The sequence below is a fragment of the Lacisediminihabitans changchengi genome, assembly GCF_016634425.1.
In the GTDB taxonomy this organism is placed as follows: domain Bacteria; phylum Actinomycetota; class Actinomycetes; order Actinomycetales; family Microbacteriaceae; genus Lacisediminihabitans; species Lacisediminihabitans changchengi.
The window spans coordinates 90,299-106,302 of sequence record NZ_JAEPES010000005.1 but is presented as its reverse complement, the minus strand read 5'-3'; the positions used below and the strand labels follow the sequence as shown (position 1 = coordinate 106,302).

The following is a 16,004-nucleotide window of genomic DNA, read 5'->3' as shown; positions in this document are numbered from 1 at the left end:
ACCGCGTGGACACGAAATGGATCATCACCTTCGTGGAGCTAGCCGATCGCGGCACGCTGCGGGCGGTCGCGGAGGCGAGCGGGTACAGCACGTCCGCCGTGTCCCAGCAGCTCGCCTCACTGCAGCGAGAGCTCTCCGCGACGCTCGTCGGCAGCTCGGGGCGCAGGCTCAAGCTCACGCCGGAGGGTCGCGCGTTCCTCCCGCGGGCCAGACAGATCCTCGCCGCGCTCGATGGCGCGCGCGGTGACCTTCAGGACGACGGTCAGCAGGCGACCATCGTCGTTGCGGCGTACGCCATCAGCCTGATCCGGCACGTGCTTCCGGCGACGCGAATCCTGCGCGAACGCCTCCCCGGTCTCGTCGTCCAGGTCGAGGAGAGGGAGCCGCCGGAGGTTCGCGACCTGCTCGCCCGAGACCTGATCGATATCGGTATCGTTTACGACTACTCACTGGTACCGGCCGACCACAGCGGCGAACACTTCGACGCGGTCCCGGTGATGCTCGCGGTGCATCCGTCGAACCGCGGCACCGCGGCCGAGATCTTCGCCGACGCCGCCAGCGACTGGATCGTGAATCCCCGCACGGCCGACGACGAGGAACTGCTGCGACGGGTCGCCGCGCACTACGACGCCGTTCCGTCGATCCATCACCGCATCGACAGCATCGAACTCGCCTCCGAGTGCATCGCGTCGGGGTTCGGAGTCGCCCTACTCCCCGAAGACGCTCGGCCCCATCCGGGCGTTCGCTACCTGCCGCTCGACGGCGCGGCGGGCGACCGCCGCAGCTTCGTCGTCACTCGGCCGGGTCGGCAATCGTGGCCGTCCTATGAGGTAGTGACGAGCGGCATCCTCGAGGCGGCCCGCAGCGGACGCCCGGCGACTTAGCCTGCGGATGTCCGCAGCGTCAGCACGTCGGGAAACTCGAGCTGCGCCACCAGGCGGACGGCTACGATGACCTCGGTCGCCAGGGGGACGTCCTGCAGGCGAAGTACGTGCGGCGCGGAGGTAGCTATCGGGACGGAGAACGCATCTCCGGGCGCAACCGTCGCGCGGTAGGCATCCGGATACCGGTCCTGCAGTTCGGCGAGCGTCTCGCTCGACACCGTCGTCTGGGGAGCAGTGAAGAAGCGGATGTCCGGTGCCCCCGCCGCGCCACCGAGCGCTTCCGCGCCACCGAGAGCCTCCGTGGCCCGCGCGACGAGATGCTCTACCACCCCGCCGCCGGACTCCCCACTGACATCTCCGCCGGCGATGGCCAGCACGATGACGCTGCGCTCGACTCGGGTCGCGTGTGCCACGCTCGGTACGTCCTGAACCAGCGTCCTGATCGACCGGATCACGGGATCTCACCCCCGATCAGGTAATGATCGGCATATTCCGAGAGCCGCACCCGGCGATCGGTCGTGCGATCACCGATGCGCTGGTTGGGCCGAGGCCCGTCTGCCGCGGCGACGGCGACCACGATCTCATCCGCTTCCGGCGCATCGTCTATCTGGAGCGGGACCGACTCGAAGTAGGCGCGAAGACCACCGTCGTTCTTGTGCGCCATGGGCACCACGAGCGAGGTGCCGGGTGCGCCCTGGGCGTCGGCGAAGCTGATGTAGTCGGTCGCGTCGAACCGCTCGCGAATGATGTTGCCGAAAAACGGTGTGTGCAGCAGCGCGGCGCCGTGCTCCATCTCGCCCGAGAGCCCCACGATGGCGGCCTTGCCAAAGGCCTCGATCCGCGCCGGAGGCCCGACGAGCTTGGTGAGGTAGGCGGTCAGCAGCAGAGCGAGTGGAGCGGCGATGCTCTCCACGACGGGTGCAAGATCGGCCCGGGTGTCGGTCGCCAGCCAGGGATTGGGGATGATCGCGGCCGCGACGCCGCGACGCAGTGGACGCGCGACGGGTTCTCCGCGCTCCGCCAGCACCTCGTCGCAGTAGGCGATGACCTTCCTGATCCTCACCGGTTCTGGTTCGCCACGAACACGGTGCGCGAACACGGCCAGTACAGCGTCACGTCGTCACCAACGACGACGCGCGAGCGCTCGTGGTGATCGAGCCAATACGTGCCCTCGCTGCCGTCGGGGAACGTGGCGAGACAACGGATGCGGTCACCGAGGTACACCTGAGCGACGGTGCGAACCGTCACCGCATTGGCTGGAGCAGACGGACGATCGAGCGTGGCGTCCTCCGGGCGCAGCACCACCTTGGCCGCGGTGCCGGGCCCGCACGTGGTGGTGCACCGACCGGTCATCATGCCTCCGTCTGCCAGCTGGATCGTCGAGGTCGCGTTCGTACGGATTTCGCGCAGAATCCCCTCCAGGAACTGGGCCGAACCGAGAAAGCCCGCGACGAAGTCGGTCTGCGGGTTCTCGTACATCTCGGTCGGACTTCCGATTTGAGCGATCGCACCCTCGTTCATGACCACGATCCTGTCACTGAGACTGAGCGCCTCCTCCTGATCGTGGGTGACGAAGAGCACGGTGGTGCCGAGCGTCTGGTGGAGCCGCCGCAGTTCGATCTGCATCTGTCGCCGAAGGGACTTGTCGAGGGCGCTGAGCGGCTCGTCCATCAGCAGAATCTTCGGGCGGTGCACAAAGGCGCGGGCCAGGGCGACCCTCTGCTGCTGGCCGCCCGACAGAGCGGATGGTCTCCGGTCGGCGAACTGACCGAGCCCAACGGTCGCGAGTGCTTCTGTCACCCTTTCGCGGATATCGCTCTTGCTGATCTTGCGGAGCGCGAGGGGGAAGGCGACGTTGTCGAAAACGGTCATGTGCGGAAACAGGGCGTACCCCTGAAAGACCATGCCCAGGTTTCGCTTGTGGGTCGAGAGGGTGGTGATGTCTCGATCGCCCAGCGTAATCGTGCCGCTCGTCGGCGTTTCAAATCCGGCGATCATGGCGAGGGTTGTGCTCTTGCCCGAGCCGCTGGGGCCGAGGAGCGTCACGAATTCGCCAGGGTCGATGGTGAGGCTGACCTCTCGGACCGCCTCCACCTCGCCGTACCGCTTGACCAATCGGGTCAGCTCAAGTCGTGCAGCGTGCTCGGCGACATCGGTCGGCCGCTGCTCGCTCGTGGTGCGGTTGTCAGCTACGGAGGAACTCACTGGGCACTTCCTTTGCACGTACGGTGACGATCGCAGCGGCGCGACCGCGACGCTGAGCAAGACGGGTCAGCAGAAAGCTGCCGATGAGGAGCACGAATGTTGCGACGGTCAGCACCGTTGCGGCGACCGGCACGAGGGGATTGAGCGAGTAGGTGATGTTCGAGTACATCATCACCGGCAGCGTCGGCTCGGTATCCCCGGCGATGAACAGCGCAATCACCGCTTCGTCGAGCGAGGTCATGAGAGCGATCAGCGCTGCGGCGCCGATCCCCGGAGCGATCACCGGCACCAGAATGCGAACGAACGCCTGGAAGGGATTGGCACCGGAGACGCGAGCCGCGAGTAACAGGCGCAGGTCGAACGTTCTGAGCGACGCCAGCACCGTGGTCACCACGAAGGGGATGGCCAACCCGACGTGCCCGAGCACCACCAGCGGTAACCCGCCGGGGAAGTGCAGCAGCAAGGTGAGGAGGTAGAGGCCGAACCCGGAGATGACGACCGGCACCAGCAGCGGAAGCATCAGCACCGGTTCGACGACGCGCGTGACCCCGCGTCGGCCGCGCACGATGGCGTACGACGCAACCGTGCCGATCGGCACCGCGATGAGTGCTGTACACACGGCGGCGACGAGACTCCTGCTCAGTGCCGCCATCCAATCGGGGTCACTGAAGAATTGACCAACCCATTCCAGCGAGAATCCCGGAACCGGAAACTGCAGAAACTGGCCGGAACTGAAGGCCAACGGAATGACGATCAGCGCGGGGATGACGAGGTAGGCCGCGACGAGGATGCCGAAGATCGCGCCGACCCATCGGGTGGCGAGGCGTGGTTTCATCTCATTGCCTCCCGATCCGCTTGCCCAGCCGCTGAAGGATGAGCACCAGCAGCAGCGAGACGACGAGAAGCGCGGTCGAGATGGCAGCCCCGAGGCCCCAGTTGACCGTCGTGCCCACCTGCTGGCTGATCAGCTGCCCGATCATCGCTTCTTTCGGTGATCCGAGAATGGAGGGGATGAGGAAGTAGCCGAGCGTGGTGGTGAAGACGATCGTGACTCCGGCAATGATGCCGGGAGCGATGAGCGGCAGGGTGACTCGAACCCAGCGGGTGACCGCACCGGCGCCCAACGTCGCCGCCGCGCGGTCGATGTTGCCGTCGACCCGGCGCATCACGTCGGAGATCGCGAGAACCATGAACGGCACACCGTACTGAACGAGCCCGATCGCCACGGCGAACGGGGTTTTTGACAGTGACAGGCTCGACGTGTTGACGCCGAATACCCCGAGCAGGCCGACCACGGGTCCGTTATGCCCGAGAAGAGCCAGCCACGCATACGACCGCACGATCACGCTGAAGAACAGGGACGCCGCGATCGAGCCGAGGAGGATGTTTCTGAGCCGCGGTCCGGCTTTGAGCGCGACCGAGGCGAAGGGAAGGCCGATGACGAGCGAGATCGCGGTCACGATGGCCGCGACGGCGAAGCTGCGGAGGAAGACGACCTTGATGATCTGAGAATCGAGGATGGTGGCGAAGTTGCCGAACGGTCCGCTCGAGGAGACGAAACTCGCGGAGAGCAGGAGCGCGGTGGGGATGAGAAACACCGGCACCAGCACCACCAGGGCCGGCACGTACAGCAGGGTGGGCGACCCCCACCGGGCGACGCGCGCGCGCGACGTCACCGGGTGGGGGTCGGCCATGGTGTTCGAACTCATTGACCAGCCCATGCGGCCCAGGTTGCCGTGGCCGAGTCGTAGTGGTCTGCCCACCACTGCAGATTGATCGTGCCGATCGCCTTATCGAGATTCGGCTGATAGGCGTTGAAGTACTTCTGCTTGTCTTTCGGTATCTCGGCCATGGCCGACTTCAACACGGGTGAGTAACCCGTGGCGAGGGCATAGTCGCGCTGGATCTTCGGCTTGAGCGAGAAGGCGAAATACTTCATCATGTCCTTCACGTGTGGGCCGACCTTCGGGGTGACCAGGAACCCCGTGTCCTGAAGGTTCTGATTCCACTCGAGGGCCACCGGTTCGCCCTTCTGTTCGATATCGGCGATGCGGTTGTTCCAGGCGAACGCGTACTTCGCCTCCCCGGAGACCATGGCCTGCTGAAGTTCGGCACCGGAGTTCCAGAAGACCAGATCGTCCTTGATCGTGTCGAGCTTCTTCAACGCGCGATTGACGTCGAGGGGGTACAGCTGATCGAAGGGAACACCGTCAGCGATCAGCGCGACCTCCAGCATCCCGTACGGCGAGTTGTAGATCGCGCGCTTTCCCGGGAACTTCTTCGTATCGAAGAAATCCGCCCAGGTCTGCGGGTGGGCACCCTTAGCGTCGGTGCGATACGCAATGGCGAAGGAGTAGCTCCCATTGGGAATCAGGTTCGCCGGCACCTCCTTCTGGCCCGGCAGCAGGATGTAATCGCTCGGGTTGACCTTCACGATCGAGGTGTCGATGGGAGCCCAGTAGTCGGGGTGCTGGTAGATGAAGAAGGCCTCGGCATCCGCCCAGTCCCAGGTCACCTGCTTGTTCTTGATCTGCGCGGTGTACTTGCCGTAGTCGACCGGATTGGTCACCCGCGTCTTGATGCCGGTGGATGCGGTGAACGGATCGGCGATCGCCTTTTTGATGCCGTCCTGCGTCGACCCACCCCAGGTCACCAATGTGAGGGTGGGGGAAGCCCCTCCGCCACCGGAGGCACAACCGGCGAGCATGCCGCCTACGACGGCCAGCGCTACGGCGAGCGCTATCCGCCCCTTCTTCACGTGCTTCACTGTTCTTCCTCTCATCGATGATGCTGGTTCGGGTTACGCCTCAGACGGATCGAAGCTCTCAATGACACCGCGCATGGCCTTGAGCACGCTCACGCCGATGGGAACGCCGCAGTAGACCGTGATCTGCTTCAGTACTGCTGTCAGCTCGTCGGGGCTGATGCCGTTGCGCAACGCTCCCCTGGTGTGGATCTCCACCTCGGAGATGCGACCGAGGGCGGCGGTCATGGCGAGCACGAGCAGACTGTGCTCGCGCAGCGACAGGGTGTCGTCCGTCCAGATCTCGCCCCAGCAGTATGAGGTCATGAATGGCTGGAAGGCAGCAGTCATGGGGTCTGACGGGGCCAGCGCCGCATCGACGTACGCCGAGCCGAGTACCTGACGGCGAACTTCCAGCCCCTCGACGAAGAGGGCCGACTCTTGGGTGACATCAGTTGACATGGAGCTGTATTTCCTTCGCGGTTCGGTGAGCGGCTTCTTGGAGAATGTTGTGTTTGACGCCGGGCAGGATCACGGAGACTCCGCCGGTCGCGCTGGCTATCGTCTCGGCCATGTGGGGCGGCGACCCGATGTCGTCCTCCCCCGCGATCGCCAGGGTTGGTGCGGTTATCTTCGCCAGTTCATCGGCGAAGTCGGTCGCGGCCAGCACGCGGTAGGAGGCGATGTACGCGTCGCGATCGAGCGATTCCATGCGCTCGATCACCTCCGCCGCGGCCTCGGGGTGGGCGGCCAGGTAGTCGGGGGCGAACCATCGAGCGATGCTCTGCTCCGCGACCCCGGCGGGGCCGAGCTTCTCGACCGCACGCAAGCGCTGGCCGACCGCGAGCTCCTCTTCCGGGGTTCTCGCCGCCACGGCCCCGATGACTACCAGACGGCGAACCCGGTCCGGATGGCGGATTGCCGCGCCCTGCGCGATGAGCCCGCCGAGCGAAAATCCCGCCAGATCCACCATCGGCAGCTGTTTGGCGTCGAGCATCGCGATGAGGTCCCCGACGAAGTCCCAGATGCTGCTGACGAGGGGTCGAGTGGGCGAGGTGCCGTGTCCACGAAGGTCGTAGGTGATGATCCGTTCGGAGGCTCCGAGCTCTGCCACGATGTCATCCCAGACCGAGCGGTCGTCGCCGATGCCGTGAATCAGCACCAGCGGCACCGGCCCGCCCGCGGTGCCATCGTCTGGGGTCATGAGCCGGCCGACCCCGAAAAGGCGGGGATCACGTCGGCGCAGAAGCGCCGTAGCGATTCGACCTCGAGGTCGAACGGCAGGCCCCACGTGGCGTTGTAGAGGTAGACATCCGTTCCGGCCGCGTCGTAGCGCCTCAGTTCGTCTCGCACCTGCGCGGCACTGCCGAACGCGAGATTCTTGAGGACGTTTTCGGGCTGGTAGTCATCATCGGCGTCTGCCGCATCGGGATCCACCCACGACACCCAGCCATTGTCGACATCGCCGTCTGTGCGGAACAGGTTGGAGAAGTACCCCTCACCCCGTCGGAGATACTCGACCGGCACCAGCGGATCGGCGTCGTCGGCTCCGACGTAGGTGTCACGCAGCACCATGATCTGAGGCGCGAAGCCGTTGTCGACCTTCGCTATCGCGTCGCGCCGCCTGTCCATCAGCGACTCGACCTCCTCGAAACCCTTCGACAGCGGCGCCACCATGAGGTTGGCGTGGTTGCGGATCGCCATCTCGAACACGTCGGGATGCCGGGCCGAGACCCAGAGCGGCGGACCGTCTGGGTTCAGCGGGCGCGGCGTGCTGGTCGTGCTAGGAAACTTCCACAGCGAGCCGTCGTGTTCGTAGTTACCGCGCCAGAGTCCGCGTACAGCAGGCAGCAGTTCTGCCAGCTGCTCTCGCGCGACCTCCGGTGCGATGCCACCGGCCATCCGTTCGAACTCGTAGGGATAAGCACCTCGCCCGATACCCAGTTCGAGTCGACCACCGGAGATGAGATCGAAGAGTGCGGCCTCGCCCGCCAGACGGATGGGGTGCCAGTACGGCGCACAGAGCACCGCAGTACCCAGCCTGACCGCAGTGGTGAGCTGCGACCAGTAGGTGAGAAGCACGAACGGAGCGGGGGCGATCGTCATCTCGTGCCCGTGATGCTCCCCCGTGAAGACGATGTCGAAACCGCCAGCATCGGCGACCCTGACCAGTTCGGTCACCTGGGCAAGGTTTTCTTCGGTCGAGATGTCAGGCGAGGTACGGCCCAGATCCACCATCAGTCCGAATTTCATCTCAGCCCTCCACGATCGTGCTGGTCGCCGGGGCGTTCGTAGCGGTCGCTCCGCCACCCATGACGAAGGGATCGTTGCCAACGCCGGAGAAATTGACGATGACCGACTTCTCGCGGGTGAATTCGTAGAGCTGGCGCGAACCGCCTATGCGCCCGTAGCCGCTTTCCTTGGTGCCACCAGCCGACAGCGTCATTTCCGGAGCCCGGTAGGTGTTGACCCAGACGGTCCCGGCATCGATCCGCGTGGCGGCGCGGAGCGCGGTGTCGATGTCGGTGGTCCAGATCCCGGAGGCGAGGCCGTACCGAGAGTCATTCGCGAGAGCGATGGCCTCATCGAGGGTGTCGAAGGGAGTCAGCCCTAGAACCGGTCCGAACACTTCCTCCTGAAAGAGGGTGTTAGCCGGATCGACGTCCGCGAACACCGCGGGGGTGAAGAACTGCCCCTGCCCGAGGCCGGTGCTGCGGGTTTGTCCGCCCGAAACCAGGCGTGCGCCGCCGTCGAGCGCCGAGTGCACATGCCGCAGTGCACTCTCCGTCTGGCGACGCGACCCGAGGGGGCCCATTTGCGTCTCGACCATCATCGGGTCGCCGAGCATGAGGCTTTCTGCTGCCTCGGACATCCGCTCGACCACCTCGGCGTAGATGCTCCGCTGCACGAGGGCACGGCCGCCGGCCACGCAGCTCTGACCCGCCGCGGCGAAGACCCCAGACACCAGCCCCGGAATCACGCGGTTGATGTCCGCATCGGGCATCACGATCTGGGCGGACTTGCCCCCCAGCTCCAACAGAACCGGGATCAGTCGATCGGCCGCGGCGCTCGCCACTCGGCGGCCCACGGCGCTCCCTCCGGTGAAGACGATCTTCGAGATGCCGGGGTGCCGCACAAGAGCTTCGCCGGCCTGGGGGCCGGTGCCGGATACCACGTTGAGCACACCGGGCGGCAGGCCATTGGCCAGCGCGAGATGCGCGAATCGGAGGATGCTCGCCGGCGCATCCTCCGACGTCTTCACCACCACCGTGTTGCCGGCGGCCAGGGCCGGAGCCGCTCCGTCGATCAGCAGCGGAAGGGGGGAGTTCCAGGGCACGATCATCCCGATGACGCCGTATGGCACGCGAATGGACATCGCCAGCGTCTGGTTGTCCGAGGCCGGAGCGGTGACACCCTCGACCTTCTCCGCGCCGCCGGCCGCGTAGCGCAGGGAATGGGCCACCCCGACCGCTTGAGAACGCGTCTCCCTGAACAGCTTGCCGTTATCGAGGGTGTCGAGCAGTCCGAAGACGTCGGCGTCTTTTTCGACGGCATCCGCGATCCTGAGCAGAATCAGAGATCTCTCGTATGCGCTCATCGAGCCCCACACCGAGGCCTGAGCCCGATGAGCGGAGGCAACCGCGGCGTCGACATCGTCTGCGCTGGCGTCCGCCACGTCGTACCAGCTCTCACCGGAATACGGGTCGATGCGGGAGAACCGCCGTCTCTCCGCTCCCGGTCGCTCCTCACCATCGATGAACAGGCCTAGGCCGTCCGCGGCCATTCCTCGGGTCACGGCGATCGCCGCTGCCGGTGTGCTCTCGGGTAGTGGTCGGATCACTGGGCGTTCCTTCGTTTCTGGCGGATGATTGCCGTCGATCACAATGCCGAAACGGCATGAATTGTCGCGACCGATCCCACATCGATCGAGCCCGCGTAGATTCCGAAGTTCGCGTCTCCGCGCTCGTCGACGTACCGCTGGAGCACTGCGCTCTGACCTGGATCGCTGATCAGCGTGGCTGCCCGCTCCGCGTCTTCGCTGGTCAGATCGTCTCGGAGCACGAGGGAGCTTTCGCCCGTCGGGTCCACTCGCCCGCGGTACGCCAGGGTCAACGAGTCCCCGTCGGTGCCGTAGATGGAGTAGAGGAAGTCGATCGCCACGGGGACCCCTATCGCCTCGGACGCGGCTTGCGACAGCGCAGCAGCATGGAGACGGCTCGTGGGCAAGGTCGATTTCGGCAGGGAGAACGAATCACCTCGCCGGGCAAGAATCATCTCTCCGTCCCGCGTCTCCACGACCCACAACACGGTCAACGCCGCGCCGGTCGCATTCGCGAACGCGGCGAGTTCCTCCTCGGCATTGAACGACTGCATCTTGCCCTGGTAATACCCGAGCGGGCGCTTCTCCTCGACATGGAACGCGTTCACGCGACCGATTATCACGGCGTGGTCGCCCGCATCGACGACGGAATCCACCGAGCAGTCGAGCGTGGCGTGGGCATCGCTGAGCACCGGCGCACCGGTTGTCGAGCGCGAGACCTCCAGCCCGTCGAACTTGTCGCCGGAACGGGAGGCGAACGTCTTTGCGATCTCCTGTTGCTCCGAGCCTAGGATGTGCACGACATAGCCGACCTCGGGGCGGAAGCACCCGTAGCTGCCGGCCCGCTTGTCGACGCAGAACAAGACCAGCGGCGGATTGAGCGAAACCGAGGTGAAGGAATTTGCGGTCAGACCGCGATCCCGCCCCTCCTGATCGACCGTGGTAACCACGGTGACACCGGTGAGAAACGAGCCGAGCGCCTGACGGTAGAGCGCGACATCCAGTTCAGGCTGCGTGCTGTTGAAGTCCTTCACTGCAAACCTCTCTGTCCGTTGTCTGTCAGGGTATGGGCTGTTGTCTGACAAGTCAACGGCCGGGTAGTATGACGCGGGTGACCACCTTTGAGAACGTATCGCCGGCAGCGATCGAGCGCGCGCCGGCACTTATTCGCGATCAGGTGGCCAGTTATCTTCGCGACGCGATCACGTCGTTCTCGCTGCGCCCGGGCAGCCTTCTAGTCGAGCGCGAGGTGTGTGCCGCGACATCCACCAGCCGCGCAACCGTTCGAGAGGCGTTCCGACAGCTCGAAAGCGAGGGAATCGTCGTGTCCGAACCGGGGCGGGGGACCTTCGTCGCGACGTTGACCCGGGATGACGCTCGCCAGATCTACGAGGTACGAGCCGTGCTCGAGGGCCTCGCGGTCCGACTCTTCACTGCCTACGCCAGCGCCGACCAGATCGACGAACTCCGTCGCGCCGCGGAGGCGATGAGACCGATGGTCGATGACCCCGCCGCGATGCTGACCCAGAAGACCGTGTTCTACGACATCCTGTTCGTGGGAGCACGCAACGAGGAGTTGCGGCGGCTGTGGGAGGGCACACGGCGCCGCGCAACGCTCGTTCGCGCAACCTCGCTGTCGATCCCGGGACGGGCTGCGACGTCATTCGCAGAGATCGAGGCCATCGTCGAGGCAATAGCCGACCGGGATGCCACTCGAGCCGAGCAACTGTGCGTCGCGCACATCGATTCTGCCGCGGCATCCATCTTCGGAGCCGAGGACTCGCACTTCGCCGCCACTGCAGACCAGGGCAAGCCCGCAAACAGAGTGTCCTAACTCTCGATCCTGGCGCGGGCCCCGGTCATCCACACAGCGTTTGTGACCGACAATGGATCAGGTGATTTCTTCAGAACCTGACGCTCGGCCGACGATTGCCATCGTCGGGGCCGGTGCCATCGGCACGTCCGTCGCCGACGCGATCAGCTCATCCGCCGACGTCACACTGTGCCGTCGCCGAAACCCCAGACCCATGGCAGTCGAATGGAACGGCGAACGCCGGAAAGTGGATGCCGCGGTCGCCACCAGTGCGAACGACCTCTCCCCCGTCGACTGGGTGGTCATCGCGACCAAGGCACACCACACCGCGTCCCTCGGCGACTGGCTCACCCGCCTGATCGGGCAGCGAACCCGACTGGTGCTGCTGCAGAACGGCATCGACCACGCCGCCCGGGTCGCGGAGTGGGTCGATGCCTCTCGGGTGGTCCCCGGCATCGTGTACCTCGCCGCTGAGAAGTCGGGCGGCGATCTGGTAGTGCGCCACGGTGACGGCACGATCGCTCTGCCGGATAACCGCAACGCGCGTGACTTCGGCGCACTTCTCGGCGATCGCGTCGCCGCTCGCTACACCGACGCCTTCGACACCGAGTCGTGGAACAAGCTCATTCTCAATGCGGCATTGAACCCGTTGACCGCTCTGCACGACCGCGCAATGGAGATCGCCCACGACCCGGCCGTGCGACCCACGCTCTACGCGCTCCTCGACGAGGGCGCCGCGGTTGCTCGGGCCTCGGGCGTGGCATTCGACGCCAGTCATCGCGCGGCCATGCTCGACCACATCGACACGCTGCCGCCCCTGGCCACCACCTCGATGCTCCTCGACCGACGCCACGGCCGCGCGCTCGAGTACGACTATCTGACTGGGGCCATCATCGCGGCGGCAGACCGTCACGGTGTTGCAGTGCCCCGGCTGCGCGACATCCATCGCCAGCTCGTGGGCCTGTCGACCGCACCGACGATCTGAGTTACTGCTCGGTCAGCCGGGCCGCTTGAGACGCCCCTGCTTTAGACGGCGGGAGTCCCGACCGCCATCACCTCATCGAGCTGGTGGAACGAGTCGATCAATCGCTTGCCGAACAGACGTGGGTTGTCGCTGTCGTTCCAGCTCGTCCACGCGTGCCGCACCACGGCGAATACCACCAGAGTGATCAACCGAGCCTTGCTCGTCAGCGCCGCGTCATCCTTCGCCAACTCGGGCTCGTCGCGACGCAGTCGCGCCTCCACCACGGTGACCAGGTGCTCCTCGAACGCCTTCATCGCGAACATGCGCTGCGCGAAGAGTTCGGGATATTGCTTGAGCAGGGTGCGCCGCAACTGCTGCGTCGCGATCTCGCCGGTGTCAGATTCGGTGGCCCTGGCGATCAGAGGGCCGAGGCCGCGCAACGCGCTTTCGCCCGGTCCGGCGGTGATGTACTCCTCCACCGCCTCTTCGTCGAGAATCTCGGGGGCGTCGCCCACCAGCGCACTCTCCTTCGAGGCGAAGTAGTTGAAGAAGGTGCGCGGCGAGACGTCGGCGCGGCTGCTGATCTCGTCGACCGTCACCTTGTCGAGGCCGCGCTCGGCCACCAGAGCAAGGGCTGAACGCTCGATCGCACGCCGCGTGGCGATCCGCTTCCGCTCGCGCAGACCTCGATTGGGGGCATCCACAGTCATGGTTATATTCTTGCACTCAGTGCAAATTTGCACAACGCTAGCGTCAACAGCGCGGATCCTTCGTGGGCACCGTGTTGTGGATGAAGAAGTCGTCGACCGCATCGTTCACACACGAGTTCGACTTGTTGTACGCGGTATGGCCCTCACCCTTATAGGTGACCAGGTGGCCGTTCTGCAGCTCCTTGGCAAGGTTCTGCGCCCAGACGTACGGCGTGGCCGGGTCGTTCGTCGTGCCGACGACGATGATCGGGGCCGAGCCTGCCGCGGCGATCGGTCCGCGCTCTCGGGTGGATTTGTACGGCCACGCGGCACACGAGGTGCCGCCGTACGACATCTGCGGGCCGAGCGTGGGCGCCACCTTCGACAGTTCGGCCGCCTCGGCGCGCATGGTGGCATCCGTGCTGGTGGATTTGTAATCCAGGCAGTTGATGGCGATGAAGGCCTCGGTCGAGTTGTCGCTGTAGGTGCCGTTGGCCTTGCGCTCGTAGTAGCTGTCGGCGAGCTGGAAGGCGAAGTCGGCGTCGCCTTTCTCCACGCTCGAGAACAGCGTATCGAGGTACTTCCAACTCGACCTGCTGTACAGCGGCAGGATGATGGCGGTGAACATTGCCGAGCTCCCGAGCTCCCGGCCGTCGCTCGATCGAATCGGACTCGCATCCAAACTGTTCAGGAGCTCGCGGATGCGGCTCATCGACGAGGTGACGCTGCCAGAGAACGGGCAGTCCTTACCGGTGAGGCAGTTCTTCAGATACGCCTTCAGAGCGCTTTCGAACCCCTCCGCCTGCACCTTGGTCACATCGAAGTCGCTCGTTGCGGGGTCGAGCGCACCGTCGAGAACGAGGTGGCCGGTCTTCTTCGGATACAGCTCGGCGAACATCGCGCCGAGCAACGTGCCATACGAATAGCCGAGGTAGTTGAGCTTCTTATCACCGAGAGCAGCACGAAGCAGATCGAGGTCGCGGGCCGCGCTGTTGGTGTCGACGTAGCCGAGCAGTAGGCCGGTGTACTTCAGGCAGGCCTGACCGAACGCCGCGTTGGAAGCCTCGTTCTCGGCGATCCAGGCATCCGAATAAATCGGTGCGGACGGGATCGAGAACAGATACGCGTCGAGCTGCGAGGGATCGTCGTAGCAGGAGACCGCTGACGACTTGTTCACCCCGCGAGGGTCGAAGCCGACGATGTCGTAGCTCGACTGCAGTTTCGAGTCGACCGCATAGGTCACGCTGTCTTTGACGAAGTCGTAGCCGGACGCCCCCGGCCCGCCAGGATTGACCAGAAGCGACCCGAGGCGGGTCCCGGTGGCCGGCTTGCGAATCAAGGCAAGCGAGATCTTCGCCCTGCCGGGGTCGGACCAATCAAGCGGGGCCGACGCGGTCGTGCACTGGAAGTCGCCGCCGGCGCAGCTCTTCCACGTCAGTTTCTGGCCGTAGAACGGCTCGAGGTCGGCCGCGACCTTCTCCCCCGTGGGGGTGGAGGTGCTGCTCGCCGGTTTCGGCACGAACGCGCTCACGCACCCCGAGAGTGGCACGACGAGCGCGAGCACCGCGGCGACGATAGCGATACGGGCGGAGCGGTGAGGTGTCAACGATGTTCCTGAGTGATGGGTGGTTATTTGGCGACCGAGATCAGCATCGCTTCGAGTGCGAGCGCCGGCGAAACGTTGCCCTCGATACGCTTTCGCGCGGTGGCGATCGCATCCATCGTGGCGAGAGTAGCCGACGGAGTCGTCCGTTCGCTGACGGCGACGAGTTTCGGCATGATCGCCAGATTGATCGGCTCGCTCGGTGCGCCCAGCTGCAGCAGCAGGATGTCGCGGTAGAGCGAGAGCAGATCGACCATGATGCGATCGATGCCGTCGCGCAGGCTGCGAGTGGCACGTCGCTTCTGGTCTTCTTCGAGGGTGCGCAACTGAGCTCGGAGCGCTGGCGGGATGGTGCCACCCGGCTCGATGCCGAGCGACCGCAGTGCGCTCTCGCGCTCCTCGGCATCCCGCTCTTCGGTGATCGCCTTGGCATCGTCGCCGGCAACGGCCAGCAGGGTGCCGGCCGCGATGACCGCGTCGGAGACGGAACGGATGCCGAGGGCCGTCTCGAGCGTCTGCTCGCGTCGGCGCCTGGCCTCTTCGTTGGTGGCGAGGCGGTGCGCCATTCCGATGTGGCTCTGCGCCTCGCGGGCGGCGCGGGTGGCGATGTCGAGGCTCACCCCGTCGCGACGGGAGATCAGGTCGGCGACGGCCGCCACATCCGGAACCCGCAGCCGCACGGTGCGCACCCGCGAACGGATGGTGGGCAACAGGTCGGCCTCGCTCGGCGCGCAGAGAATCCAGACGGTGCGGGGCGGTGGCTCCTCGAGCGCCTTGAGCAGAACGTTGGAGGTGCGCTCGACCATGCGGTCGGCGTCTTCGATGATCATGACGCGATAGCGGCTGACCGACGGTGAAAACTGTGACGACGCGACGATCTTCTTGACCTCGTCGATCTTGATGATCACTCCCTCGGTCGACAGGACGCCCAGATCGGGATGCGTGCGTGCCGCCACCTGACGCCGCGTGACTTCATCCCCCGCCAGGGTGCCATCGCTCAGCAGTGCGGTCGCGAAGGCGTATGCCAGGTTCGATCTACCGGAACCGGGCGGGCCGGTGATCAGCCAGGAGTGCGTCATCGCCGAGGCGGCGATCGGCGAGTCGACGAGAGTGGAGTCGGCGGCCGCAGCGCGGAAGACCTCAATCGCCTCCGCTTGGCCCGTCAAGCCATCCCACACACTCATGCGCCAAGCCTAAGCGGAGCCACCGACGGCCCGGTGCGTCCTGCACTCACGCTCCGCAGCCCCTTCCGACACCTACTTCGCGCACCCACTTCCGGCACC

The 16,004-nt window shown here is 65.5% G+C and carries 17 protein-coding genes; 3 read left to right on the top strand and 14 right to left on the bottom strand.

Annotation, left to right across the window (positions count from 1 at the left end):
* Positions 1-5: 5 nt before the first annotated feature.
* Positions 6-884, top strand: coding sequence for a LysR family transcriptional regulator (locus IV501_RS14415; protein WP_200557069.1), 879 nt, complete (start codon positions 6-8; stop codon positions 882-884).
* On the opposite strand, the gene IV501_RS14410 is transcribed toward IV501_RS14415, so the two are convergent.
* From IV501_RS14410 to IV501_RS14360, 11 genes are read right to left on the bottom strand one after another with little or no spacing between them, the layout of a single operon-like run.
* A complete protein-coding gene (locus IV501_RS14410) occupies positions 881-1,297 on the bottom strand; it encodes a hypothetical protein (RefSeq protein ID WP_200557068.1) in 417 nt (138 codons plus the stop codon). The two genes, IV501_RS14415 and IV501_RS14410, sit on opposite strands and share 4 nt — an antisense overlap.
* A gap of 38 nt (positions 1,298-1,335) precedes the next feature.
* Positions 1,336-1,947 (bottom strand): amino acid synthesis family protein, encoded by a 612-nt coding sequence (locus IV501_RS14405; RefSeq protein ID WP_200557067.1) that lies wholly within the window; start codon positions 1,945-1,947, stop codon positions 1,336-1,338.
* Positions 1,944-3,089 carry an ABC transporter ATP-binding protein gene (locus tag IV501_RS14400; RefSeq protein WP_200557066.1) on the bottom strand — a complete coding sequence of 382 codons (1,146 nt, stop codon included), beginning with the start codon at positions 3,087-3,089 and terminating at the stop codon, positions 1,944-1,946. The genes IV501_RS14405 and IV501_RS14400 overlap by 4 nt, the downstream gene beginning before the upstream one ends.
* A complete protein-coding gene (locus IV501_RS14395) occupies positions 3,070-3,924 on the bottom strand; it encodes an ABC transporter permease (RefSeq protein WP_200557065.1) in 855 nt (284 codons plus the stop codon). Before IV501_RS14395 ends, IV501_RS14400 begins: the two co-directional genes overlap by 20 nt.
* A gap of 1 nt (position 3,925) precedes the next feature.
* Positions 3,926-4,798, bottom strand: coding sequence for an ABC transporter permease (locus IV501_RS14390; protein WP_200557064.1), 873 nt, complete (start codon positions 4,796-4,798; stop codon positions 3,926-3,928).
* Positions 4,795-5,856: an extracellular solute-binding protein gene (locus tag IV501_RS14385; protein WP_200557063.1), complete on the bottom strand. Its 1,062-nt coding sequence runs from the start codon at positions 5,854-5,856 to the stop codon at positions 4,795-4,797. Before IV501_RS14385 ends, IV501_RS14390 begins: the two co-directional genes overlap by 4 nt.
* A 33-nt stretch (positions 5,857-5,889) precedes the next feature.
* Positions 5,890-6,294, bottom strand: coding sequence for a carboxymuconolactone decarboxylase family protein (locus IV501_RS14380; protein WP_200557062.1), 405 nt, complete (start codon positions 6,292-6,294; stop codon positions 5,890-5,892).
* Positions 6,284-7,036 (bottom strand): alpha/beta fold hydrolase, encoded by a 753-nt coding sequence (locus IV501_RS14375; RefSeq protein ID WP_200557061.1) that lies wholly within the window; start codon positions 7,034-7,036, stop codon positions 6,284-6,286. Before IV501_RS14375 ends, IV501_RS14380 begins: the two co-directional genes overlap by 11 nt.
* On the bottom strand, positions 7,033-8,085 hold the full coding sequence (locus IV501_RS14370; protein WP_200557060.1) for an LLM class flavin-dependent oxidoreductase: 1,053 nt from the start codon (positions 8,083-8,085) through the stop codon (positions 7,033-7,035). Before IV501_RS14370 ends, IV501_RS14375 begins: the two co-directional genes overlap by 4 nt.
* Position 8,086: 1 nt before the next feature.
* Positions 8,087-9,673, bottom strand: a complete 1,587-nt coding sequence (locus IV501_RS14365) for an aldehyde dehydrogenase family protein (RefSeq protein ID WP_200557059.1) — start codon at positions 9,671-9,673, stop codon at positions 8,087-8,089.
* A gap of 38 nt (positions 9,674-9,711) precedes the next feature.
* A complete protein-coding gene (locus IV501_RS14360) occupies positions 9,712-10,686 on the bottom strand; it encodes a flavin reductase family protein (protein ID WP_200557058.1) in 975 nt (324 codons plus the stop codon).
* A 77-nt stretch (positions 10,687-10,763) separates the two neighbouring features.
* Between IV501_RS14360 and IV501_RS14355 the strand changes: the two genes are divergently transcribed.
* Together IV501_RS14355 and IV501_RS14350 are read left to right on the top strand one after the other, a co-directional pair.
* Complete coding sequence (locus IV501_RS14355) at positions 10,764-11,486, top strand: GntR family transcriptional regulator (RefSeq protein ID WP_200557057.1); 723 nt, start codon at positions 10,764-10,766, stop codon at positions 11,484-11,486.
* Between the two features lie 61 nt (positions 11,487-11,547).
* Complete coding sequence (locus IV501_RS14350; protein ID WP_200557056.1) at positions 11,548-12,450, top strand: 2-dehydropantoate 2-reductase; 903 nt, start codon at positions 11,548-11,550, stop codon at positions 12,448-12,450.
* Positions 12,451-12,491: 41 nt separating this feature from the next.
* Here the strand turns inward: IV501_RS14350 and IV501_RS14345 are convergent, their stop codons facing one another.
* From IV501_RS14345 to IV501_RS14335, 3 genes are read right to left on the bottom strand one after another with little or no spacing between them, the layout of a single operon-like run.
* Entirely contained in the window at positions 12,492-13,139 is a 648-nt protein-coding gene (locus tag IV501_RS14345; protein WP_200557055.1) for a TetR/AcrR family transcriptional regulator, read from the bottom strand.
* Positions 13,140-13,182: 43 nt separating this feature from the next.
* Positions 13,183-14,724, bottom strand: a complete 1,542-nt coding sequence (locus tag IV501_RS14340; protein ID WP_200557054.1) for an alpha/beta hydrolase — start codon at positions 14,722-14,724, stop codon at positions 13,183-13,185.
* A 23-nt stretch (positions 14,725-14,747) separates the two neighbouring features.
* Positions 14,748-15,905 (bottom strand): DNA polymerase III subunit delta', encoded by a 1,158-nt coding sequence (locus IV501_RS14335; protein WP_200557053.1) that lies wholly within the window; start codon positions 15,903-15,905, stop codon positions 14,748-14,750.
* Positions 15,906-16,004: the final 99 nt, after the last annotated feature.

Excerpts from the sequence above, each read along its gene's own strand:
- IV501_RS14395 (WP_200557065.1), bottom strand. The coding sequence starts at position 3,924 with ATGAAACCACGCCTCGCCACCCGATGGGTCGGCGCGATCTTCGGCATC.
- IV501_RS14345 (WP_200557055.1), bottom strand. The coding sequence starts at position 13,139 with ATGACTGTGGATGCCCCCAATCGAGGTCTGCGCGAGCGGAAGCGGATC.
- IV501_RS14380 (WP_200557062.1), bottom strand. The coding sequence starts at position 6,294 with ATGTCAACTGATGTCACCCAAGAGTCGGCCCTCTTCGTCGAGGGGCTG.
- IV501_RS14335 (WP_200557053.1), bottom strand. The coding sequence starts at position 15,905 with ATGAGTGTGTGGGATGGCTTGACGGGCCAAGCGGAGGCGATTGAGGTC.
- IV501_RS14375 (WP_200557061.1), bottom strand. The coding sequence starts at position 7,036 with ATGACCCCAGACGATGGCACCGCGGGCGGGCCGGTGCCGCTGGTGCTG.
- IV501_RS14370 (WP_200557060.1), bottom strand. The coding sequence starts at position 8,085 with ATGAAATTCGGACTGATGGTGGATCTGGGCCGTACCTCGCCTGACATC.
- IV501_RS14390 (WP_200557064.1), bottom strand. The coding sequence starts at position 4,798 with ATGAGTTCGAACACCATGGCCGACCCCCACCCGGTGACGTCGCGCGCG.